The sequence below is a fragment of the Yersinia massiliensis CCUG 53443 genome (genome assembly GCF_000312485.1).
GTDB lineage: Bacteria > Pseudomonadota > Gammaproteobacteria > Enterobacterales > Enterobacteriaceae > Yersinia > Yersinia massiliensis.
Window position 1 is genome coordinate 1,272,282 of the sequence record NZ_HE997643.1, and the last position, 23,696, is coordinate 1,295,977.

The window sequence follows — 23,696 nt, forward strand, 5'->3', positions numbered from 1 at the left end:
TCAACTAGTTAACAAATAAGATCATTCAGTACATCCTGCCAAAAGTACAAACATAAAAAATTCAAAACAACGTTCCGACTTCGATCACACTTTTGTCATTCGCCCAATGACTCGCCAGAAAATACAAATATAATGGATTGAAACGATGTTTCTTTTTATAAGGAACCTAAAACCGGTTCCGCTCAGATGTCTCTACGATGGGGTTAAGGTGATGAAGTTTGCAGGCAACACAAAAAACAGCGACGCAATGATGATTAACTGGCTTAGCGCTATCCGCAGCCATGTTGATTTAGTGCAGTCTGTTGGCCACAGCACTCAAAATCCAACTCCATTAATGGCTGATGGTTTTGATGTTCTAACACATCAACCTGTCGTTTGGGCGTTCCCTGATGGACAGAATACGCCAATATCTAATTTTGCCAGTCAGCAAAACTGGTTGCGAACCTTAGATGCGCTCAGCCTAGTCACTCAGGATCCGCAATATCAGCAACAAGCGCGGGCACAAAGTCACTATTTCATGCAACGTGGTGTGCATGAGCAGAGCGGATTATTTTATTGGGGTGGGCATCGTTTCCTGAATTTGGATTCGTTGAAAACCGAAGGGCCAGAATCAAAAGCGCAGGTCCACGAGCTAAAGCACCATTTGCCTTATTATGACTTGTTGGTTTCCATTGATCGTGAAAAAACACTCAACTTCTTGCAGGGTTTTTGGCATGCACACGTAGAAGATTGGCAATCTCTGGATCTGGGCCGTCATGGCAGTTATGACAAACAACGTGACCCACATGTGTTCACCCATGCACGTCACGACGTGGTCCACCCTGCCGACTTACCTCGCCTACCCGAAACCAAAGGATTAACCTTTGTAAACGCTGGCACTGACCTGATTTATGCAGCCTATAAATATGCTCAGTACACCGGTGATATTGCCGCAGCCGCATGGGGTAAACATCTTTATCGCCAATATGTTTTAGCCCGCAATCCTGAAACAGGCTTGCCCGTTTATCAGTTTAGTTCCCCGCAACAGCGTCGGCCGATACCTGACGATGATAACCAGACTCAATCTTGGTATGGCGACCGTGCTAAGCGTCAGTTTGGCCCTGAATTTGGTGAAATAGCTCGTGAAGCCAACGTGCTATTCAGAGACATGCGGCCACTGCTAATTGATAACCCCCTGGCCATGCTTGATATTCTGCAACAACAGCCTGATGCAGAAGTGCTCGAATGGGTGATTGACGGCCTGAAAAATTACTATCGCTTTGCTTATGACGTTGAGACCAACACATTGCGCCCGTTCTGGAATGATGGGCAAGACATGAGCGGTTATGTCCTGCAACGTGATGGTTACTACGGCGCAAAAGGGACTGTTATTTCGCCATTCCCATTAGAGGTCGATTATCTGTTGCCTTTGGTACGAGCTTGGCGTTTGAGTGAAGATGAAGAATTACTGGATCTGATTGGCGTGTTACTGCACCGCTGGCAACTGGCAGAATTGAATAAACCAAAACGCCAAGCGGCATTAATGAATGGCCAAAAACCTAAAGCTACACCCTATTTGCTGATCGCCTTAACCGAGCTGGCAGAATATTGCCAATGTCCTCATTTATTCGAGTTAGCATGGCAAATTGGCGACAACCTATTTACGCAACATTACCACCGCGGCCTGTTTGTCGAATCGGCTCAACACCGTTATCTACGAATCGACAATCCGATTGCATTAGCATTATTAACCTTAATTGCCGCAAAACAAAATAAGTCTACGGCAATGCCTCAATTTATTACCAACGGTGGTTACATCCATGGAGATTATCGGGTGAACGGGGAAAGCCGCACCTTGTACGATATCGACTTTATTTATCCGACGCTTTTGAATCAGTAATTTTATTTATCTTTCATGTTATTAAAAATAGGTAAGCATTATGAATGAAAACAGAATGCTGGGGTTAGCCTATTTATCACCTTATATACTCGGGTTGATAATATTTACGGCTTTCCCCTTTGTATCATCTTTCTTTCTCAGTTTTACTGAGTATGACTTAATGAATCCTCCTGTATTTAACGGGATTGAGAATTATCGTCATATGTTTCTTGAAGATGATTTATTCTGGAAATCCATGGGCGTGACATTCGCCTATGTTTTTCTGACTATTCCTTTAAAACTTGCATTTGCTCTGGGGATTGCTTTTGTACTGAACTTTAAATTACGTGGTATTGGTCTTTTCCGTACTGCTTTCTATATTCCATCGATCCTCGGCAGTAGCGTTGCAATTGCCGTATTATGGCGTGCTCTCTTTGCCATTGATGGCCTGCTAAACAGCTTTATCGGCGTGTTTGGATTTGACGCCATTAACTGGCTGGGGGAACCAGCACTGGCGCTGACATCCGTGACTTTACTGCGTGTTTGGCAGTTTGGTTCTGCCATGGTTATCTTCCTGGCTGCACTGCAGAACGTACCGCAATCACAATATGAAGCAGCCATGATTGATGGTGCCTCTAAGTGGCAAATGTTCATGAAAGTTACCGTGCCTCTGATCACGCCGGTTATTTTCTTTAACTTTATTATGCAAACGACGCAGGCATTCCAAGAATTTACCGCGCCATACGTTATTACAGACGGTGGACCGACTCATTACACCTATTTATTCTCGCTCTATATCTACGATACAGCGTTTAAATACTTTGATATGGGATACGGTGCTGCGCTGGCTTGGGTATTATTCCTAGTCGTTGCCCTCTTCGCTTCAATTGCATTTAAATCATCTAAATATTGGGTCTTCTACTCCGCCGATAAAGGAGGAAAAAATGACTGACGTACAACATAATTCCAACCAGAAGAAATTAGCTCTGGCGCAGGAACTTGCTGATGCGGAAATTAACCGCACACTACGCAAAGCAAAAGTCAGTGCAGCTTTCCGTTATATCATCTTGATTATTGTCGGCCTGATGATGCTTTATCCATTGTTGTGGATGTTCTCTGCAGCATTTAAACCTAATAATGAGATTTTCACCACATTAGGATTATGGCCAGAAAACGCAACCCGTGATGGTTTCGTTAATGGTTGGAAAACCGGTACTGAATATAATTTCGGTCATTACATGCTTAACACCTTTAAGTTTGTTATCCCGAAAGTCATTTTGACCATTATCTCTTCCACTATCGTGGCTTATGGTTTCGCACGCTTTGAGATTCCATGGAAGAAATTCTGGTTCGCAACATTGATTACCACCATGTTGCTGCCAAGTACTGTGTTGTTGATTCCTCAATACATCATGTTCCGCGAAATGGGCATGCTGAATAGTTACTTACCACTTTATTTGCCGACGGCCTTCGCGACCCAAGGGTTCTTCGTCTTCATGCTGGTTCAGTTCCTGCGTGGTGTACCGCGTGATATGGAAGAAGCCGCACAAATCGACGGTTGTAACTCCCTTCAGGTGTTGTGGTATGTGGTCGTGCCAATTCTGAAACCGGCCATTATTTCCGTCGCACTGTTCCAGTTCATGTGGTCAATGAACGACTTTATCGGTCCATTGATTTATGTCTACAGCGTAGATAAATACCCGATAGCGCTGGCTCTTAAGATGTCAATTGACGTCACCGAAGGCGCACCGTGGAACGAAATTCTGGCAATGGCAAGTATCTCCATTCTGCCGTCCATCATTGTTTTCTTCCTGGCACAACGCTACTTCGTTCAAGGCGTAACCAGCAGCGGAATTAAAGGTTAATAGAGGATTTATCATGGCTGAAGTCATTTTCAACAAATTAGGCAAAGTTTACTCCAACGGTTTCCGCGCGGTTCATGGCATTGATCTGAAGATCCATGATGGCGAGTTTATGGTGATTGTTGGTCCATCTGGCTGTGCTAAATCCACTACCCTGCGTATGTTGGCAGGTTTGGAAACCATCAGTGATGGTGAAGTCCGAATTGGTGACCGCGTCGTCAATAATCTGGCTCCGAAATCACGTGGCATTGCCATGGTGTTCCAAAACTATGCGTTATACCCGCATATGACTGTTAAAGAAAACTTGGCCTTTGGTCTTAAGCTGAGCAAGTTGCCAAAAGATCAAATTGAAACACAAGTTGCCGAAGCAGCAAAAATTCTAGAACTGGAAGATTTGTTGGACCGTCTGCCGCGTCAGTTGTCCGGTGGTCAAGCACAGCGTGTCGCCGTAGGCCGTGCGATTGTGAAAAAACCAGATGTGTTTTTGTTCGACGAGCCTTTATCAAACTTGGATGCCAAGCTGCGTGCGTCAATGCGTATCCGTATCTCTGATTTGCATAAGCAACTGAAAAAGAGCGGAAAAGCGGCAACTACTGTTTACGTTACGCATGACCAGACGGAAGCCATGACCATGGGCGATCGAATCTGCGTCATGAAGCTGGGCCATATCATGCAAGTGGATACCCCAGATAATCTTTATCACTACCCAACCAATATGTTTGTTGCCGGTTTTATCGGCGCGCCGGAAATGAATATCAAACCGAGCACGTTGGTAGAAAAAGATGGCCAAATTGGCCTAACCGTCGGCCAATACACACTGGCTCTGAATGAGAAACAACAAGCTAAAGTCGCTGCCTTTGCTGGTGAAAAAGTGTTCTTTGGTGTCCGTCCAGAATTCATTCGCATGTCAACTGAGCCAATGGCTAATAACCATTCTCAAGGCGAATTAGTCCGCATGGAAAACATGGGCCATGAATTCTTCATGTATATCAAAGTCGACGACTTCGAATTGACTTGTCGCTTACCGTCTGATGAAGCACGGCCAATTATTGAAAACGGCCTGCATCGCACCGTGTACTTCCAGTTTGATATGGATAAATGCCATATCTTTGATGCAAAAACAGAAAAAAATATCTCTCTTTAACAGGAGCAGTACCTAATGAAAAAAGCGATCCTACACACGCTAATAGCATCCACTCTGGCTTTATTGTCACACCAGGCTTTTGCACAGGATGACGTTAACTTGCGTATGTCATGGTGGGGGGGCAATGGTCGTCATCAAATGACGCTTAAAGCTCTGGAAGAATTCCACAAACTGCACCCAAATATTAATGTAAAAGCTGAATACACCGGTTGGGATGGTCACCTTTCTCGTCTGACGACTCAAATCGCCGGTGGGACTGAACCTGATGTTATGCAAACCAACTGGAACTGGTTGCCAATCTTCTCTAAAGACGGCACTGGCTTTTTTGATTTGAATAAAGTATCAAAACAATTAGATTTGACTCAATTTGATCCTAAAGAACTGCAACAGACCACCGTTAATGGCAAATTGAATGGTATTCCAATTTCAGTCACTGCGCGTATTTTCTACTTCAACGACGCGACATGGGCTAAATCAGGTTTGGAATATCCGAAAACTTGGGACGAATTGCTGAACGCAGGTAAAGTATTCCAAGAAAAACTGGGTGACCAATATTACCCTGTCGTATTAGAGCATCAGGATACACTGGCATTGATTCGCTCTTATATGACACAAAAATACAATATTCCTACGATCGACGAAGCTAATAAGAAATTTGCTTATACACCAGAACAGTGGGTTGAGTTCTTTACAATGTATAAGAAAATGGTCGATAGCCATGTTATGCCATCAACCAAATACTATGCTTCATTCGGCAAAAGTAATATGTACGAAATGAAGCCGTGGATTAACGGTGAATGGGGTGGCACTTATATGTGGAACTCCACCATTACTAAATATTCCGATAACCTGACTAAACCAGCAAAATTGGTCCTTGGCCCTTATCCGATGTTGCCAGATGCGAAAGATGCCGGTCTGTTCTTTAAACCTGCTCAAATGCTTTCTATCGGTAAATCAACTAAACATCCAGAGGAAAGCGCCATCCTGATTAACTTCCTGCTAAACAGCAAAGAAGGGATTGAGGCGATGGGTCTGGAACGTGGTGTACCGCTGAGCGCAGCGGCGGTGACTCAACTTCGTGCCAGCGGTGTTATTAAAGATGAAGATCCATCTGTTGCTGGTTTGAATATGGCGTTGGAACTTCCACATGAAATGAAAACATCACCATACTTTGATGATCCACAAATTGTTTCTCTGTTCCGCGATGCGATTCAATATATCGATTATGGTCAGAAATCAGTTCAGGAATCTGCAGAATACTTTAATAAGCAAGGCGACCGTATTTTAAAACGCGCTATGCGGTAATCATTAAAGTTATTTAACTCAAGTAAACTTAAGCCCTGCCATTAATTTGGCGGGGTTGTTTTGTTTATAAACCATAAAATATCAGTCAATTAGATCAGCATCACAAATTAATACCTGATTATAAAATTAATCATCAACAAAGATCTAGATCACACAATTAATTACAAATATAAATAGAATGTGTATCCACAATAAGTGAAACGTTGTTTCTTTGATTGTGGAATTGTTTTTTAATCGTATGTTGAGCTTTATAAGTTTGTTAATAATTGTTGTTTTAAATAACCATAACCCTGGGATTATATAAAAAAATGAAATTTAAACTCATTACATTAGCAGTGGCATCTGTTATCAGCTTTAGTTCTGTTGCAACAACAATTGACTATCGGCACGAAATGAAAGACACCAGTAAGTCTGATCATAAAGACCGCTTACTGATCTCCAACCGTTTTGCCAATGGCTTCGGCTTATCTTTAGAAGGAAAATGGGGCCAGCACAGCTCTGACACTACACCAAACAAACCGTTTAACGAGCAAGTCAGTAATGGCACCGAAGTTGTTGCCAGCTATGTTTATCAGTTTAATAAGATGTTCCAACTTGAGCCTGGTTTCTCATTAGAGTCATCTTCCGATTCAAACAACTACCGCCCTTACCTGCGCGGTAAAGTGTCCTTCAACGATGACTTCTCAACATCACTGCGTTATCGCCCGTATTACAAGCGTAACCAACCTTCTCAGACTAAATCTGATGAGAAAGGCCACGAGTTCACCATGCTGTTTGCTTACAACTTCTTGAAAAGTTATTCCGCTGAATACGAGTTGAACTACAAGAAGTCTGAAGATGAAATTCTGTCTAATAAGAAAAAAGACGAATGGAGTCATGATGTGAAAGTTGCCTACAAATGGGATAAAAACTGGAAGCCATATGTTGCTATCGGTAACGTCGCTGGCAGCAAAACTACGGACGAACGTCAAACTCGTTTCCGTGTTGGTGTGCAGTACAGCTTCTAATTGTGCGTGTAAGTTGTCTATGTAATAAGTAGTTGTATCGTTATGAGTGCCCTCATCATTATTTGTTAATTATGCCTATACCGTATTACTTAGGGAAAAATGACACCCGGTCATTTTTCCCTTTTTTTTACTTATAGTTCCTTGTTTCAGTTCATCACCGAATATCTCTTACTTGGATACATGCGCTAGACTCCCGTCCTCAAACTGAAAAAAGAGACATTTAGTTACAGCGTCACGGCTATCCTTACCAAAGCAAATCTCATATACTGGATAAATCAACAGCTACAAACTCGGAATTCATGTATGACAGGGGAAGGACACCTTATTTTTTCTGTCGCCTGCGTTATTTTAGCCAAAAAAGTCGGTCTTACACCGGAACTGGCACATGGCGATTGGTGGCACCTGATACCCGGTGCCCTGCTAACTTCCCTGCTGCCCGATATTGACCATCCTAAGTCTATCCTTGGTCAACGGTTAAAATGGATCTCAACGCCCATTGCGAGGGCCTTTGGCCATCGTGGATTCACCCATAGTCTGTTGGCTGTTATTGGGGGGATTGCGCTATTCCAAATGGATATATCGCGAGATTGGATTATTCCCGCAGATGCATTTCATGCCATGATTATTGGTTACTTCAGTCATATAGTGGCAGATATGATCACCCCCGCCGGGGTACCGTTACTTTGGCCTTGCCGTTGGCGTTTCTGTATTCCGCTACTGCGCCCACAAAAAGGGAATCAATTAGAGCGGGTACTCTGTGTGCTATTCGTTTGCTTTTCCGTCTATTGGCAAACTGACACCACCATTCCACTGCTATCCTATATGGAGCAATTGAAAAATTTTCGATTGTGATCACACTTTAATGCACAAACAATCACCAATCTGAATGCATTGCATACAAATAATGGCAAAAACTTATATAAAATTCTTTTTGGATATAAGTGAGTGATTATGAGGCTGCTACCATATGCGGCTGATGACTCAATTGATTCTACTTGGTGAGATTGCTTGATTGCTTTTATTGATGAGATTGCTTTTGTTGATGAAATTAATTGTGTTGGCGAGATTCTATCGGAAGTAGAAATGAATAACGAAGTTTGCATTCATAATAATAATCTGGAGATTTGGGGATGAACCTACCGCTTGTGATTAATGTGCTGGTATTTGTCGCACTGCTATTACTCTTGGCACAAAGCCGCCATAAACAATGGAGCCTGTCTAAGAAGGTCTTGGTTGGTTTAGCATTGGGTGTGCTATTTGGTCTGGGCTTACAATGGGTCTATGGCGCAGATAATCCGGTGCTTAAAGAGTCCATTACTTGGTTTAATATCGTCGGTAATGGTTATGTGCAGTTACTGCAAATGATCGTCATGCCGCTGGTCTTCGCCTCGATTCTGAGTGCGGTCGCTAAACTGCATAACGCCTCTTCATTGGGCAAAATCAGTGTGCTAACGATTGGCACATTGCTTTTCACAACATTAATTGCCGCGCTGGTTGGTGTGTTCGTCACCAATCTGTTTGGTTTAACCGCTGATGGTCTCATTCAAGGCACACAGGAGACAGCGCGTTTAAAGTGCCATCGAAAGCAACTATTTGGGCAAAGTCACTGACTTAACCGTACCTCAGTTAATTCTGTCCTTTATCCCAAAAAATCCGTTTGCTGATTTGACCGGTGCAAACCCAACCTCAATCATCAGTGTTGTTATTTTTGCGACCTTACTGGGTATCGCATCATTGCAGTTGCTTAAAGATGATGTGGCGAAAGGTCAGCGAGTCTTGGCGGCTATCGATACCCTGCAAGCTTGGGTCATGAAATTAGTGCGCTTGGTGATGAAACTGACCCCCTACGGTGTGTTGGCATTAATGACCAAAGTGGTTGCTGGTTCAAACATCCAAGACATTATCAAGTTGGGTAGTTTTGTCGTAGCCTCTTATCTGGGGTTGGCCATTATGTTTGTGGTCCATGGCGTATTGTTGTCTTTCACCGGTATCAATCCGTTGAAATTCTTCCGTAAAGTCTGGCCGGTGTTGACCTTTGCCTTTACCAGCCGTTCAAGCGCCGCCAGTATCCCATTAAATGTTGAAGCACAAACCCGCCGCTTAGGTGTCCCTGACTCCATTGCCAGCTTCTCAGCTTCCTTTGGTGCCACCATTGGACAAAATGGCTGTGCGGGTCTCTACCCCGCGATGTTGGCGGTGATGGTAGCGCCGACCGTTGGGATCAACCCGCTGGATCCAATATGGATTGCAACCTTAGTCGGTATCGTCACCATCAGTTCAGCCGGTGTTGCCGGTGTGGGCGGCGGTGCGACTTTTGCTGCATTGATTGTCCTGCCAGCAATGGGCTTACCTGTCACATTGGTTGCCTTGCTGATTTCTGTTGAGCCATTGATTGATATGGGCCGAACTGCGTTGAACGTGAGTGGTTCAATGACGGCAGGTACTGTGACCAGCCAACTGATGAAACAAACCAATAAAGACATCCTGAACAGTGACGATGACAGTGATTTAGCTCATCAATAAAAGGTGATGTACACCCTGATAAAAATAAAGCCAGTCATCTATGACTGGCTTTTTAACGTTAATTTGGGCCGTTCACCCAATCTATTGAGCTCACGTTATAGCAACGTTTTTGCTTGGATAACCAATCACGCTTAGGAACGATATTTCTCGACCAGTGCCTGAGCGATAGCTTCCGTTTCAGCGTCCGGAGTGCCACTGAAATCTTGTGCTCTGAAATGCATTTGGAAGGCAATGATAACCTGGCGGGTCTCTTCATCCAATATGCCACTCTGTGGAATTTTATAGCCATACTTGGCCAGTGCTTTCTGAATAATGGGTACCGAACCCAAATCGCTTTTATTTCTGCCATTAAGATATTGACTGACAGTTACATCATCTGGCCAAGCACCAACACCTTTTTCCGCCAACCGTTTCCAAGGAAATAATGGACCAGGATCGGATTTTCTGAGGGGGGCGATATCGCTATGAGCAACAACAGCTGTCGGTGCAATGTCATAGCGCTCTACGATGTCCTTAGTGAGGTGCTCAATCAATTCAATCTGTGATTCGTTATAAGGGTACCAGGTACGCCCTAACATCTTCTCAGTGAAGCCCTTATTGACGATTTCGATACCTATCGAAGTATCATTGAGGCTATTACGCCCTTGCCAATCGCTCACGCCTGCATGCCAAGCTCTTTTTTCTTCAGGAACCAATTGCAGTACCACTGGTTTCCCATCGACATTATCAGGGTGTGTTTTTACTAAATAATGCGCACTGACATTTCCCTCGGTCAGCACTTTTAGCGATCCCGCGTCATCCATGGCGGTATAGTGTAGGACCAAAAAACGCACTCGCTCATTTTGAGCCACCGAAGGATGGTTGGTATCAATCTTATAATCACCACGGTCGATCAATTTATGTGGCTGGTGAGTTTGCGTGCTGCTACACCCGGCCAATAGTAGTAACAGACCCGCACCAAATACCATTCTCATGCTTAATAACTCCGTCACTATTCTTCTCCCTAAAATATGATTAAGCACGGCTATAGTGACCCAACTAAATTAAATGACCGCTAAACAATATAATTAAATAATGATGAGTAATCTCCAATAATACTTAGCACTAATATTAGTGTTTTAGTCATAAATATGTACACAAAAAATGACTATCAGGATCATCAATGGTTTCACAGGCTATCTAGATGGGCTGCTGGTGCGGGGCAACATCTACCTACTACCTGCTCATATCTTACGTATCCATATGATTGTCTTCGTTTTTTACTTCACTCGTGTCTATCACTGGGCCAGTATCAATAAAAACGGCCCCAAATTAAAGGAGCCGTCTAGTATGAAAGGGATAAATAGTTATAATTAACAGCTAATTAAAACATCCAATAATTATACGGTATTTACCCTATTTATCGATTCAATCAGAAAGGATAATCGCGATAGCCCATCTGTTCGGAAATATTACGCGCTGCACGATGCAATAACTTAACAATATGAGCCTTGTTCTCTTCCGAGAAACGCAGCGTTGGGTATGAAATACTTAACCCCGCAATCACAACACCGAAACGGTCGAACACAGGCACAGCGATACACCGCAAACCTTCTTCTTGTTCTTCGATATCTTCGCCGAAACCTTGCTCACGCACGCGATCTAACACTGGTAGCAATGCTGCTGGGCCATCAAGTGTGTATTTAGTGCTACGCGTGAATTCGATATGAGATAAGATTTCTTCTACTTCACCACGATCGCGCCACGCCAAAAGTACTTTGCCGATAGCTGTGCTGTGCAACGGATTACGGCGACCAATGCGCGAATGCATCCGTAGGTTATACATAGAATCAATTTTATGGATATAAACAATGCTATCTTCATCCAATGCACCCAAGTGAATAGTTTCACGAGTTTCATTAGAGAGTTCACGCATTTGTATATCCGCGCTACGAATCAAATCAACATTCTGTAACGCTTTAGCCCCTAACTCAAATAACTTCAATGTCAGGGAATACTTCTCTGATTCGCCTTCCTGTGCAACATACCCCAGAGATTTCATGGTCTGGAGAAATCGGTAAACTGTACTCTTAGGCATCATTACACGCTGAGAAAGTTCGGTAATACCTATTTCCCGCTCTTCACCCAAAGCTTGTAAGATGCCAAAAACTTTCAGAACCGACGACACAGAGTCGGGCTGTTTATCTAGATCTGCAATAGCCATTTTTTAGTTACCCTACTCAATATTCTGCGTTTCGTAAAACGATATGTTTTAAAAAAAATAGAACAGTGGTTTTATTATAAAGGGAAGTCACAAGAGTGTGCAATAAACCAATGTGAATAATCGGATAAAAGCCTTGCAGACAGCAAATTAGCCTCTTTCCATGAAAGAGGCTAGTGCATAATTTAACTATTGCCAGACAGATTCAGGCAAAGTGGCCAAATATAGTGCTGGTTTGCCGTGGACATCCGAGGTAAACAGAATTTGTTTATCATCAGGTGTAAATGAAGGATGTGGATGCGTGACTTGGCGATCACCTTCAAAGACTTTCCACGAAGTATCGTGGCGAGCCACACGATGCTGAGTACCATTTTTCATGTTGAAAACATACAAGAACGGATCGTTTTCAATCTTGTATCCACTGTCGTCCTGGACGTCGACTGGCGCATCTGAACCATCACCAACCAACAAAGTACCGTCGTAGTTGCTCATCAAATGAGAACAAGCTGGCATCTTGGTTAATTGACGATTCTCCAGTGTTTCAGGGTCTACGCTGTAGATAAAGCGATCTGGGCTGCTTTTCAGGTAAGAAACATACACTAAGGCAGAACCATCTGGTACCCAGAATTCGTGGGTGCAGCTTTCGCCTTCCGCATGAGTCTTCACTTTACGCATGTTGCTGCCGTCTTCGTTGATCAACCACATACGGGCGTCAACCAAATCGTGCGGCCCTTCATGGCAGAATGCAACGGTATTATCGTCGTAAGGACGATAAATTGGGTGACCTAACCATTGATTTTCCTGCAAAATCACGGTTGATTCACCGGTTTTCAGATCAACACGCATGAGTCGGCAACACGGCTTAGTGAAGTAGAACTCGTGGAATTTTTTCCAGTCAGTCAGTGGCTGCCAATCTTCACGTTTTATCTCAATACCCACTAACTTCGTGCAATCAGAGTTGGCGACCCAAGTACCGTAACCGACCCATTCTTCTGGTACTTGATAAACGGCACGCTCTTCCAACGTATCAAGAGATACACGCATTAGATTGCGGCCATCTTTCACATAAAACAGTGCATCATCTTCAGGTGACAGGAAACCACCAAAGGTATTGTCGCCACGCCCTTCAGTCAACTGCGTTGCCACCTGCGTGTTCAGATCCAGCAAATAGTAGTTCCATGGGCCATCAAAAGCGCCACCGAACAACAACTTGCTGCCATCACGGGTGAAACACTTTTGATAGAAATAGTTACGGTGGCAAGTCACATCAGGAGGCGTCAGACGTGTCACTTGTGCACCGGTAGAGGCATCCTGATAAGTTTCAAATGTCAGGGGGATTTGTTTACCTTTGGCCATCCGGAAAGTCCTTAAATCGTCAGAGAATTAAAATTTTGCCCGCAGGCTAACCTGTTCGGCTAATACTATCTCATATTATAGAAACGATGTTTCATTTTTCCGTGATCGCAGTTCTATTTTTACTGATTATTGCAAATTACAGGTGTTATCATGCTGTTAATTTGCTAAGAGAGACAAAATATAACATTGATATTTGAAAATAGCTCTCTGGCGAGGATGCATTCATTCGCAATACTAGTTAGCATATGAATACTTCACTTAAGGCTATTTTATAGACGAATTCTTATGACTGCTCCTGTCGCCGACGGCTTGCCGGTTCCTCAGCGCTACGCCGCGATAGCCGTTATCGCTTTGGGCATCACCATTGCGGTTCTCGATGGTACTATCGCCAACGTCGCTTTGCCGACCATAGCCCGCGATCTCAACGCCAGCCCCGCTACATCCATATGGGTCGTCAATGCCTATCAACTAGCCATCACTATATCTTTGCTATCAATGGCCTCGCTGGGTGACATTATTGGCTACCGTCGTGTCTATCAAGCCGGTTTGCTGGTATTCAGTATTACGTCTCTGTTCTGCGCCCTTTCCGACTCATTATGGACGCTGACATTTGCCCGCGTGCTGCAAGGATTCGGTGCGGCTGCGTTAATGAGCGTCAATACCGCGTTGATTCGCATCATTTATCCACGCGCGCAGCTCGGGCGAGGTATTGGTATTAATTCGGTCATTGTGGCTGTCTCTGCCGCTGCAGGCCCTACTATTGCTTCTGCGGTGTTAGCCGTTGCCTCCTGGCAGTGGTTATTCGCCATTAACGTTCCCATTGGGCTGCTGGCGTGGGGGCTGGGGATGAAATACCTACCGGCAAATAATACGAAGAGCAATGGTAACCGCTTCGATTTCAATAGCTCTATTATGAATGCCCTGACATTTGGTTTGCTGATCATTGCCATTAGTGGCTTTGCTCAAGGCCAAAGTGCAACTGTGATTGCGGCTGAAATTATCGCACTACTGGTCATTGGCTTCTTCTTTGTTCGCCGCCAGCTCAGCCAACCGTTTCCGCTGTTGCCAGTTGATTTATTGCGCATTCCTATTTTCGCGCTTTCGATAGGCACCTCGATTTGTTCTTTTGCTGCCCAAATGTTGGCGATGGTGGCGCTCCCTTTCTTCTTACAAAGCGTGCTAGGACGTGATGAAGTCGCAACAGGTTTATTGCTGACCCCTTGGCCCTTAGCGACGATGGTTGTCGCACCTATCGCTGGGCGATTGGTTGAACGGTATCACGCAGGGTTATTGGGTGGGATTGGTTTGGCCGTTTTCGCCAGCGGTCTATTCCTGTTGGCCCTCTTGCCTCAAAATCCGACTGATTTGGACATTATCTGGCGCATGATGCTGTGCGGTGCCGGATTTGGATTGTTCCAGTCGCCAAACAACCACACGATAATCTCTGCCGCGCCACAAAACCGTAGTGGTGGTGCCAGCGGCATGTTAGGCACTGCCCGCTTACTGGGGCAAACCTCTGGAGCCGCATTGGTCGCATTAATGTTTAATCTCTTCTCAACAAATGGGACGCATGCATCACTCATTTTGGCAGGCTGTTTCGCCAGTATCGCCGCATTAGTCAGTCTATTACGCGTCAGTCAAAAGCGGAGTTAACACTGTTTTGGTGGCTTCGATAATAAAAAACCCCGCAAATGTTAGCGGGGTTTTTTAGGCAATTCAGGTGCTGACAGTTACTTCAGGTACTGACCAGAACGCAACGCTTCAATACGCTTATCCAATGGCGGATGCGACATAAACAATTCGCTGAAGGTTTTAGACTTCCCATTGATACAAAATGCCATTAGGTTGCCCGCTTCTTGTGGCTCATAGCTGGTTTTCAACCGCTGTAATGCCGCGATCATCTTTTCACGCCCAACCAGTTTTGCGGAGCCCGCATCAGCATGGAATTCACGATGACGTGAGAACCACATGGTGATAATGCTGGCGAGAATACCAAACACAAGTTCCAATACCATTGAAACGGCAAAGTAAACCATTGGGTTACCCGCGCTGCTCCCTTCATTATCACGATCACCTGAGAGGAATCCGGCTGCGACTTGCGCAATCAAACGTGAAATGAAGATCACAAATGTATTCACAATCCCTTGGATCAACGTCATGGTGACCATGTCACCATTTGCCACGTGGCTAATTTCATGCGCAATAACGGCCTCAGCCTCATCACGACTCATATTCTGCAATAGGCCAGTACTCACAGCCACCAGGGATGCATCACGACGTGCACCCGTTGCAAAGGCGTTGATGTCTGGCGCTTGATAAATGGCAACTTGCGGCATGGCAATACCTGCCTGCTGAGATTGCCGACGAACAGTTTCTAGCAACCAACGTTCTGTTTCATTACGTGGCTGTTCAATAACTTCACCACCGACTGAACGCAATGCCATCCATTTGGACATCAGCAACGAAACGAATGCGCCGCCGAAACCAAATAGGCCGGCCATGATCATCAGCCCCTGCACGCTGCTGGACTGAATACCTGTCAGGCTTAGCACCAACCCGAACACCAACATAACGGCCAAGTTGGTGAGAAGGAACAGAGCGATACGCATCATAAAAATTTATTTCCTTATTTATGTTGAATCGATAATTTTAATCAATCGACACTGTGTTGAGCCACATCAGTATTGGTCAACTTGGTCATGAATCAAATTGCCATAGACTTGAATGATGACTCAGCAATTAATCACTGAGATACGCTGATCGTATGGGCATCTGATAAATTTTCAAGGTTTGTTAAGTTCTAAGAGAGTAAATCAACACAACTTTACAAATTTGGATACTTTTCATTACATATTTTGCTACTTTTTCGACAATCGGTAGATCACGCGCCGAAAAGAAATAAAAAAAATCCGGGCTCTCTCGAACCCGGACTCATCAGAACCATCACAAAATTACTTTGCCGCGGTTGCTTTCGCCGCCGGTGTTGCCGGTTGAGTCTGCGGTTGCGCTTTCTCTGTATGGGCAAGATCCAAGGCAATATGGACCGTTTCATCAAGATAAGGGTCTGGCTCTTGATAGTCTTTTGGCAAATCATCCAATGACTTCAGTGGCTTTTTACCTTCACGTTTAAAGCGCTCGTTTAAGCGTTCTAAGCGTCTTGCATCGTCATCATGGTTCTCTTTTTCACGTTGAGCGTAATTGAGAGAGACAATGTTGCGCTTCTCTTTCAGCGCTTTATAACGTTCAATATCTTGCTGAATATGCTGGAATTCAGGGTCGGCAGCGATACGTGCCGTATGATTTTTTAGCAATTCAGGCTCAAACGGTTTCAAATCGCCCGTCTTGATGTAGCTGGCAGCATTAATGCTATCCCAAGGCAAAGCGTTATCTTCGAAGCTTTCGCCGGTTTCAGCCGGATCGACACCCGTTGGCATCACGATGTCAGGAGTAACCCCTTTACGCTGAGTACTGCCCCCATCTACCCGATAGAATTTCTGGATAGTGTATTGCAGTGACCCCAGTGCGGGCCATTCAGGGCGCAGCATCTGATCGTAAATACGATTCAGCGAGCGATACTGCTGAACGGTACCTTTACCAAAGGTCGGTTCACCGACAATCAGCGCGCGACCATAGTCTTGCATGGCAGCCGCGAAGATTTCAGAAGCCGAAGCACTATAGCGGTCAACCAAGACCACCAGCGGACCTTTGTAGTAAACAATGCCGTCAGTATCACTGTCTTCACGCACTTTGCCGTTATTATCCCGAACCTGAACGACAGGGCCACTTGGGATGAATAGACCGGAAAGCGACACAGCTTCGGTTAACGCCCCACCGCCATTGCTACGCAAGTCAATGATAATGCTACTGACATTCTCTTTTTCCAACTTCTGTAGCTGCACCTTAACGTCTTCAGTCAAGCCAACATAGAAGCCGGGAATGTCCAGAACGCCGACACGCTCTTTGCCGATGGTTTTCACCGACATTTTCACCGCACGGTCTTCCAGACGAATTCGCTCACGGGTCAGTGTGACTGTACGCGGTTTGGTCCCTTTACCCGCAGGTAAAATCTCCAACCGCACTTTACTGCCTTTTGGCCCTTTGATTAGCGCGACAACATCATCTAGACGCCAACCAATCACATCGACCATTGGTTTGCCCGCTTGACCCACACCAATCACCCGATCACCGACGGCGATAGTCTTACTTTTCGCTGCAGGGCCACCCGGTACCATGGAGTTGATTAAAGTGTAATCATCATCCATTTGCAGAACAGCACCGATACCTTCTAGTGACAGGCTCATTTCGGTATTGAACTGTTCGGTATTACGAGGAGACAGGTAGTTAGTATGAGGGTCAATCTCGTGAGCAAACGCATTCATAATCAGTTGGAAGACATCTTCGCTGTTACTTTGCGTCAAACGCTTAATCGCTGCTTGATAGCGTTTAGTCAGCGTTTCTTTGATTTCTTTATCCGTTTTACCGGTAAGCTTCAAATTAAGCTGATCGTACTTAACTTTTGCGTCCCAAAGCTTATTCAGCTCCGCTTCGCTGGTTGGCCAAGGCGCTTTACCACGATCAATATCAATCGTGTCATTGCCAGTAAAGACCATAGGACGGTCTAATACTGATAATGCATATTGATAGCGTTCAAAGCGACGTTTTTGCGCCAAATTGAATAACGCGAAAGGCGTGTCTAACTGGCCGGATTTTAACTCATCGTCCAGCGAATTTTTTTTATCCGCGAACTGGGCTACATCTGATGCTAACAACACGTTGTGGCTGTAATCCAACATGTTGAGAAAGCGATCAAATATTTTGGCTGAAAACTGATCGTCTAGCGCAAACTGGCGATAGTGAGAGCGAGTGAAGCGCGATGTTACGCGCTCACTCACGGTTGCATGCTCAGGTTCCTGACGCAGTTGAGGAATTTGGTCGATACGATACGTTGTCGTATCGGCCGCGTAACTCGCCCCCGCCAGTAACAAGCCTGCGATTGCTGTTAGTCTGACAAATTTGTTCATGCCTAGGTTGGCCTCCGTATCAGAACTGCAAGTGTTCTGCGCGTACAATCATCGCCAGACCGGAAGATAGCTGCACCCGTACGCCATCTTTAGCGATTTCTAATACGGTTGCATCCATCGCGCTCTTACCTGCTCTGACTTTGATTTCTTGACCAATTTGCAGTTTAGAGATATCTGTGACCGGCACAGGGCGTGGCTGGTTTTCCTCGGCCTGTTGACGAGGTGGCCGAGCCTGTTGTGGGCGAGGTGACTGACGAGGCTTGCGGTTTTCCACAGCAGCACCCGCTTCACGACGCGGCGCAGGTTTTTTACCTGCCGGACGTGGGCGACGTGGCGGCTCTGGAGTTTCACCCGCAGCAATGGCAGCTTCGCGCTTTTTAGCTTGTTGTTCAGCACGTTGTGCCTGAACACGGGCTTTCGCCTCTTCGAGCTGTTTGCGGGCATGTTCGACATGTTGCTCTTCCAGCACACCACAAGGGTTGCCGTCCAGATCAACACGTTCAGCACCGACTTTGACCCCATAAAGATAACGCCAGCTTGAGGTGTAGAGACGCAGCGCAGAACGCAATTGCGTTTTGCTTAAATTCTCTTCCCCCTGAACACGTTCGACCAGATCTTGAAAAATACCGATCTTAAGTGGACGTGCTTCGCCTTCGGCGGTGAAGCAAAGCGGGAACCGCTCAGCCAAAAAGGCTATGACTTCTTTACTACTGTTCAACTTAGGTTGATTTTCCATGAAATTTCCTGATTACAACGGGTTTGCCAACCAGCGCAGGCATGAACAGGCGTCATTATAATGACGCCATCAGCAATTGCCACGTTATCCGTATATCAACTTGCAGTCTGTGTGACATATTTCGCACTGTCGCAGAGTTCAAGATGCTCACAAAGCCGCGCCACAACTGAGGTTAAGCCCAATTCGTCATCTTCATCAAAACGATCATAAACAATGCTGTCGATATCCAAAACGCCGATAATTTCGCCCTTTACCACAATGGGGAGCACAATTTCAGCATTACTTGCAGCGTCACAAGCGATATGGCCAGGAAATGCATGCACATCTGCGACTCGCTGAACGCGATTTTCTGCCACAGCCGTTCCACATACACCTTTACCGATTGGAATACGCACACAGGCGATTTTCCCCTGAAATGGCCCAAGAACTAACTCTTTGCCATCAATCAAGTAAAAACCGGCCCAATTTAGCCCTTCTAAGCGCTCATACAGTAAAGCACTGACGTTCGCCAAGGTTGCAATAAAATGGGTTTCACCTGCAATCAGGGAACTCATGTCACGTTTTAATTCCGCGTAGAATTCTGCTTTTTTCATTTAATGACCGTTAGAAACCTAAGAATAGCCAGCGGAAATGATTATGCTTGGCTTATATAAAATAATCACTAAATGCCCTTTGCCACAAGGTTATTCAGCATTAACAAAGAAAATGAGTTATCAATATTGATGATTTGGCCCGTTTTGCCCCTTGTTTTGACTCATTGCTCTGCTAACATCCGCGCTATTCTTTATAAACCGGTGTCGGTGTTAGGGTCTTATATATGAAGGTACATGCCATTCAACGGCCGCTCTCCACCGCTCGGGTACAGCGATGCTGCGAATGCGATGCACTGTTTACGTTGCCGCCACTTAATGGCCTGCAAACAGCGTATTGTCCGCGTTGCAGTGCAAAGATTGCCAGCGGCCGCGATTGGTCACTGACACGTCTCACGGCTATGGCTGTCGCCATGCTTTTGCTCATGCCATTCGCGTTCACCGCGCCATTGATTTCTATTCGCCTGCTGGGTACACGAATTGATGCCAGTCTGCTAGAGGGTATCTGGCAAATGAGTCGTCAGGGCGACCCGATTACCGCCAGCATGGTGGCCTTCTGCATTCTCGGCGCACCCATCACCCTCACTGCATCCATTCTCTATCTGCGCATCGGCAGCCGGATTGGCATGAATCTACGCCCTGTCTTGCTGATGCTAGAACGACTCAAAGAGTGGGTCATGCTGGACATTTATCTCATCGGGATGGCCGTAGCCTGTATCAAGGTCAAGGAATACGCTGATGTGATGCCTGGTGGTGGATTGATAGCGTATTTAGCACTCACCTTGCTGAGTATTTTGACACTGGTGCACCTGAATCTGGAACAGCTATGGGAGCGGTTCTATCCACAAGAGCAGCCCCCAGGCCCACGAGAAACATTACGCATCTGCTTATCATGCCATTACACCGGTCATCCTGACGAACAAGGCCGTTGCCCACGTTGCCATACCCCGTTACGCCATCGCCGACGCCACAGCATTCAAAAAACTTGGGCGGCGCTAATCGCCTCGATAGTGCTGCTGTTGCCTGCTAACCTATTACCTATATCAATTGTTTATGCCAACGGTACGCGCATGGAAGATACTATTTTCTCCGGCGTCGTTTCTTTGGCTTCATCGGGCAATCTGCCCATCGCCGCTGTGGTCTTTATTGCCAGTGTGCTGGTGCCATTTACCAAAATCATTGTTCTCATCACATTACTGCTGAGTATTCATTTCAAGACACAGCACAGTTTAAAAACCCGTATGCGCTTGCTACGGCTGATTACTTGGATTGGCCGATGGTCGATGCTGGATCTCTTTGTTATTGCGTTAATGATGTCGCTGATTAATCGCGATCAGCTCCTTTCCTTCACTATGGGGCCAGCAGCCTTTTATTTTGGGTCTGCGGTCATTTTGACTATTCTTGCTGTCGAATGGCTAGATAGCCGATTGATTTGGGATGCACATGCAACAGGAAACGCCGAGTACACCGACTGAGGCACAAGTTAAACATAAACGCCGGATATCGCCTTTCTGGTTGCTGCCCTTTATTGCCCTACTGATTGCGGGTTGGCTGGTTTATAACAACTGGCAAGAGCGTGGCACAGAAGTCACCATTGATTTCCAATCTGCTGCTGGCATTGTGGCGGGTCGCACTCCCATTCGTTATCAAGGTGTCGAGGTAGGGATGGTGCAATCCATTAGTCTCGATGATGACCTACGCAATATTAAAGTCACCGCCAGCATCAAGAATGATATGGAAGACTCGCTGCGCGAAGGTACGCAGTTTTGGCTTGTCACACCGAAAGCCTCTTTGGCCGGTGTTTCTGGCTTAGATGCGTTAGTCGGTGGGAATTATATCGGGATGATGCCGGGCGAAGGTAAACCGCAAAGCCACTTTACAGCACTGGATACCCAACCTAAATTCCGCATGAATACCGGTGAGTTGATGGTTCATCTCCATGCCCCTGATTTAGGTTCACTCAATAACGGCTCACTGGTTTATTACCGTAAAATTCCGGTGGGTAAGGTTTACGATTACAATATTGCCCCCGATAACAACGGCGTAGTGATTGATGTCCTGATCGATCGTCGCTTCGCCAAGTTGGTCAAAAACGATACGCGCTTCTGGAATGTCTCCGGCTTTAAAGGTGATTTCAGCCTCAGTGGCGCATCGGTTCAAATGGAAAGTCTGGCGGCACTGGTCAATGGTGCGATTGCCTTTGACTCACCGCAAAACAGCCAAGATGCAAAACCAGACCAGCCATTCCAGCTTTATCCTGATTTAGCACACAGCCAACGTGGCGTGGCAGTTACCTTAGACCTTCCCAGTGGAAACAGTCTAAGTGAGGGGCGAACACCGCTGATTTATCAAGGCTTACAAGTGGGTACGTTAACTAAAATGACGCTTCAACCGGACAGCAAAGTCACCGGTGAGCTGACCATTGACCCTTCCGTGGTCGATTTGATGCGAACCGGTAGCCGCATCGAAATGAACAGCCCGCGGATTAGTCTGAATGATGCCAAACTCAGTGAGTTGTTGACCGGTAATACTCTCGAACTTATTCCCGGTGAAGGTGAGCCGCAAAAACACTTTACCGTGCTGCCGAGCAGTAAAAGCCTTTTACAGCAACCCAATGTGCTAGAGCTGCAACTCACTGCGCCACAAAGTTATGGCATTGATGTCGGGCAACCCATTTCACTGCATGGCATTAAAATTGGTCAAATTCTGACGCGCGAGCTATCGGCTACGGGCGTTGATTTCACTGCCGCGATTGAAGCGAAATACCGAGATCTTGTGCATAAAGACACGAAATTTGTGGTGAACAGCCGCCTTGATGTGAAATTCGGCATTGATGGCATCGACATTCAAGGCGCCAGCGCGCAAGAGTGGATTGATGGCGGCATCCTGATACTTCCAGGAGGAAAAGGCGAGCCGCTGAATAAGTATCCCCTGTATAGCAGCATTGCTAAGGCGACTGACGGCATTTTGGGTAACGCCCCTGCCACCACCCTGACATTAACAGCTAACAGTTTGCCTGATGTCCAGACCGGTTCCGTCGTGCTGTATCGCAAGTTTCAGGTGGGCGAGATTACCGATATCAGACCAAAAGCCAATGAGTTTGAAGTAGATGTTTACATTCAGCCCGCGTATCGCAAGCTACTCACTGATAAGAGTATCTTCTGGGCTGAAGGGGGGGCAAAAGTGCAACTGAACGGCAGCGGTTTGACTGTACAAGCATCGCCACTCAATAGAGCACTCAAGGGTGCCATCAGCTTTGATAATCTCGAGGGGGTCACGTTGGATAAAGGGGCTAAACGCACCCTTTATAGTAACGAAACCGCCGCGCGAGCCGTCGGTAGCCAGATTACATTACGTACCTTTGATGCAAGCAAACTGGCTGCGGGCATGCCTATTCGTTATCTGGGTATCAATATAGGTCAGGTTGAGTCGCTCAAACTGATACCGGAACGCAATGAGGTCTTGGCAAAAGCCGTGCTCTATCCTGAATATGTGCAGAACTTCGCCCGTGCCGGTAGTCGCTTCGCCATTGTCTCGCCGGAGATCTCCGCCGCAGGGGTGAATAATCTCGATACCCTGTTCCAGCCCTACATCAATGTGGAACCGGGTAAAGGCAACACTTTGCGTACCTTTGAGCTACAAACCGCGACCATCACCGATTCGCGTTATCTCGATGGCTTGAGCATTATTCTTGATACGGCAGAAGCGGGATCGTTGCAGGTTGGCACACCAGTGTTATTCCGTGGGTTGGAAGTCGGCACAGTGACAGGGTTCAATTTAGGGGCGATGTCTGATCGGGTGCAAGTTTCTCTGCGCATTAGCCAGAAGTTCCAGCAGTTGGTGCGCCAAAATACGGTCTTCTGGCTGGCATCAGGCTATAACCTTGAATTTGGCTTAACGGGTGGTGTCGTGAAAAGTGGCACCTTCCAGCAATTCATTCGAGGCGGTATTGCCTTCGCAACGCCACCTACCACGCCTCTGGCACCGAAAGCCAACGTCAATCAACACTTCTTGCTTAACCCCGAAGAGCCGAAAGATTGGCGAAATTGGGGCACCGCAATCCCACGTTATTAAAGCGAATTCAGGGCAGTTGG

General features: G+C 46.0%; 17 protein-coding genes and 1 pseudogene. 11 read left to right on the top strand and 7 right to left on the bottom strand.

Translation table 11 applies throughout. The annotated features are described in order from the left end of the window. The first annotated feature begins 211 nt into the window (after positions 1–211). The 8 genes and pseudogenes from BN68_RS05680 to BN68_RS05715 all read left to right on the top strand — a co-directional run bounded on the left by BN68_RS05680 (position 212) and on the right by BN68_RS05715 (position 9,699). Positions 212–1,879: a pectate lyase gene (locus BN68_RS05680; RefSeq protein WP_042806410.1), complete on the top strand. Its 1,668-nt coding sequence runs from the start codon at positions 212–214 to the stop codon at positions 1,877–1,879. Positions 1,880–1,919: 40 nt separating this feature from the next. After that, a complete protein-coding gene (locus tag BN68_RS05685) occupies positions 1,920–2,810 on the top strand; it encodes a carbohydrate ABC transporter permease (RefSeq protein ID WP_019210193.1) in 891 nt (296 codons plus the stop codon). Then, positions 2,803–3,723 (top strand): carbohydrate ABC transporter permease, encoded by a 921-nt coding sequence (locus tag BN68_RS05690; RefSeq protein ID WP_019210194.1) that lies wholly within the window; start codon positions 2,803–2,805, stop codon positions 3,721–3,723. The genes BN68_RS05685 and BN68_RS05690 overlap by 8 nt, the downstream gene beginning before the upstream one ends. A 13-nt stretch (positions 3,724–3,736) precedes the next feature. After that, a complete protein-coding gene (locus BN68_RS05695; protein ID WP_019210195.1) occupies positions 3,737–4,864 on the top strand; it encodes an ABC transporter ATP-binding protein in 1,128 nt (375 codons plus the stop codon). A 15-nt stretch (positions 4,865–4,879) separates the two neighbouring features. Beyond that, positions 4,880–6,169 (top strand): ABC transporter substrate-binding protein, encoded by a 1,290-nt coding sequence (locus BN68_RS05700; protein WP_019210196.1) that lies wholly within the window; start codon positions 4,880–4,882, stop codon positions 6,167–6,169. Between the two features lie 308 nt (positions 6,170–6,477). Beyond that, entirely contained in the window at positions 6,478–7,176 is a 699-nt protein-coding gene (locus BN68_RS05705; protein WP_019210197.1) for an oligogalacturonate-specific porin KdgM family protein, read from the top strand. Positions 7,177–7,479: 303 nt separating this feature from the next. Then, positions 7,480–8,028 carry a metal-dependent hydrolase gene (locus BN68_RS05710; protein ID WP_019210198.1) on the top strand — a complete coding sequence of 183 codons (549 nt, stop codon included), beginning with the start codon at positions 7,480–7,482 and terminating at the stop codon, positions 8,026–8,028. A gap of 278 nt (positions 8,029–8,306) precedes the next feature. Further along, positions 8,307–9,699 (top strand): annotated as a pseudogene (locus tag BN68_RS05715) (L-cystine transporter). A 131-nt stretch (positions 9,700–9,830) separates the two neighbouring features. On the opposite strand, the gene BN68_RS05720 reads toward BN68_RS05715, so the two are convergent. The 3 genes from BN68_RS05720 to ogl all read right to left on the bottom strand — a co-directional run bounded on the left by BN68_RS05720 (position 9,831) and on the right by ogl (position 13,255). After that, positions 9,831–10,673 carry an N-acetylmuramoyl-L-alanine amidase gene (locus tag BN68_RS05720; protein ID WP_019210200.1) on the bottom strand — a complete coding sequence of 281 codons (843 nt, stop codon included), beginning with the start codon at positions 10,671–10,673 and terminating at the stop codon, positions 9,831–9,833. Between the two features lie 437 nt (positions 10,674–11,110). Next, positions 11,111–11,902, bottom strand: coding sequence for a DNA-binding transcriptional regulator KdgR (gene kdgR, locus BN68_RS05730; RefSeq protein WP_019210201.1), 792 nt, complete (start codon positions 11,900–11,902; stop codon positions 11,111–11,113). Positions 11,903–12,088: 186 nt separating this feature from the next. After that, positions 12,089–13,255, bottom strand: a complete 1,167-nt coding sequence (gene ogl / locus BN68_RS05735) for an oligogalacturonate lyase (protein WP_019210202.1) — start codon at positions 13,253–13,255, stop codon at positions 12,089–12,091. 285 nt (positions 13,256–13,540) lie between these two features. On the opposite strand from ogl, the gene BN68_RS05740 reads away from it, so the two are divergent. After that, on the top strand, positions 13,541–14,908 hold the full coding sequence (locus BN68_RS05740) for an MFS transporter (protein WP_019210203.1): 1,368 nt from the start codon (positions 13,541–13,543) through the stop codon (positions 14,906–14,908). A gap of 77 nt (positions 14,909–14,985) precedes the next feature. Here the strand turns inward: BN68_RS05740 and htpX are convergent, their stop codons facing one another. The 4 genes from htpX to BN68_RS05760 all read right to left on the bottom strand — a co-directional run bounded on the left by htpX (position 14,986) and on the right by BN68_RS05760 (position 19,605). Continuing rightward, positions 14,986–15,867: a protease HtpX gene (htpX, locus tag BN68_RS05745; RefSeq protein WP_019210204.1), complete on the bottom strand. Its 882-nt coding sequence runs from the start codon at positions 15,865–15,867 to the stop codon at positions 14,986–14,988. Between the two features lie 339 nt (positions 15,868–16,206). Then, a complete protein-coding gene (gene prc / locus BN68_RS05750) occupies positions 16,207–18,276 on the bottom strand; it encodes a carboxy terminal-processing peptidase (RefSeq protein ID WP_019210205.1) in 2,070 nt (689 codons plus the stop codon). A 19-nt stretch (positions 18,277–18,295) separates the two neighbouring features. Beyond that, on the bottom strand, positions 18,296–19,012 hold the full coding sequence (proQ, locus tag BN68_RS05755; RefSeq protein WP_019210206.1) for an RNA chaperone ProQ: 717 nt from the start codon (positions 19,010–19,012) through the stop codon (positions 18,296–18,298). Positions 19,013–19,107: 95 nt separating this feature from the next. After that, a complete protein-coding gene (locus BN68_RS05760) occupies positions 19,108–19,605 on the bottom strand; it encodes a GAF domain-containing protein (protein ID WP_019210207.1) in 498 nt (165 codons plus the stop codon). Between the two features lie 224 nt (positions 19,606–19,829). On the opposite strand from BN68_RS05760, the gene yebS reads away from it, so the two are divergent. Further along, a complete protein-coding gene (gene yebS / locus BN68_RS05765) occupies positions 19,830–21,077 on the top strand; it encodes a membrane integrity lipid transport subunit YebS (RefSeq protein ID WP_019210208.1) in 1,248 nt (415 codons plus the stop codon). Further along, positions 21,046–23,676 carry a PqiB family protein gene (locus BN68_RS05770; protein WP_019210209.1) on the top strand — a complete coding sequence of 877 codons (2,631 nt, stop codon included), beginning with the start codon at positions 21,046–21,048 and terminating at the stop codon, positions 23,674–23,676. Before yebS ends, BN68_RS05770 begins: the two co-directional genes overlap by 32 nt. The last annotated feature ends 20 nt before the right edge of the window (positions 23,677–23,696 follow it).

What these genes read in the sequence shown, in the direction of transcription:
- BN68_RS05760 (WP_019210207.1), bottom strand. Translation starts at nt 19,605, where the DNA reads ATGAAAAAAGCAGAATTCTACGCGGAATTAAAACGTGACATGAGTTCC.
- BN68_RS05685 (WP_019210193.1), top strand. Translation starts at nt 1,920, where the DNA reads ATGAATGAAAACAGAATGCTGGGGTTAGCCTATTTATCACCTTATATA.
- BN68_RS05680 (WP_042806410.1), top strand. Translation starts at nt 212, where the DNA reads ATGAAGTTTGCAGGCAACACAAAAAACAGCGACGCAATGATGATTAAC.
- BN68_RS05720 (WP_019210200.1), bottom strand. Translation starts at nt 10,673, where the DNA reads ATGAGAATGGTATTTGGTGCGGGTCTGTTACTACTATTGGCCGGGTGT.
- BN68_RS05710 (WP_019210198.1), top strand. Translation starts at nt 7,480, where the DNA reads ATGACAGGGGAAGGACACCTTATTTTTTCTGTCGCCTGCGTTATTTTA.
- prc (WP_019210205.1), bottom strand. Translation starts at nt 18,276, where the DNA reads ATGAACAAATTTGTCAGACTAACAGCAATCGCAGGCTTGTTACTGGCG.
- ogl (WP_019210202.1), bottom strand. Translation starts at nt 13,255, where the DNA reads ATGGCCAAAGGTAAACAAATCCCCCTGACATTTGAAACTTATCAGGAT.
- BN68_RS05740 (WP_019210203.1), top strand. Translation starts at nt 13,541, where the DNA reads ATGACTGCTCCTGTCGCCGACGGCTTGCCGGTTCCTCAGCGCTACGCC.
- yebS (WP_019210208.1), top strand. Translation starts at nt 19,830, where the DNA reads ATGAAGGTACATGCCATTCAACGGCCGCTCTCCACCGCTCGGGTACAG.
- BN68_RS05705 (WP_019210197.1), top strand. Translation starts at nt 6,478, where the DNA reads ATGAAATTTAAACTCATTACATTAGCAGTGGCATCTGTTATCAGCTTT.
- BN68_RS05690 (WP_019210194.1), top strand. Translation starts at nt 2,803, where the DNA reads ATGACTGACGTACAACATAATTCCAACCAGAAGAAATTAGCTCTGGCG.
- htpX (WP_019210204.1), bottom strand. Translation starts at nt 15,867, where the DNA reads ATGATGCGTATCGCTCTGTTCCTTCTCACCAACTTGGCCGTTATGTTG.
- BN68_RS05770 (WP_019210209.1), top strand. Translation starts at nt 21,046, where the DNA reads ATGCAACAGGAAACGCCGAGTACACCGACTGAGGCACAAGTTAAACAT.
- proQ (WP_019210206.1), bottom strand. Translation starts at nt 19,012, where the DNA reads ATGGAAAATCAACCTAAGTTGAACAGTAGTAAAGAAGTCATAGCCTTT.
- BN68_RS05700 (WP_019210196.1), top strand. Translation starts at nt 4,880, where the DNA reads ATGAAAAAAGCGATCCTACACACGCTAATAGCATCCACTCTGGCTTTA.
- kdgR (WP_019210201.1), bottom strand. Translation starts at nt 11,902, where the DNA reads ATGGCTATTGCAGATCTAGATAAACAGCCCGACTCTGTGTCGTCGGTT.
- BN68_RS05695 (WP_019210195.1), top strand. Translation starts at nt 3,737, where the DNA reads ATGGCTGAAGTCATTTTCAACAAATTAGGCAAAGTTTACTCCAACGGT.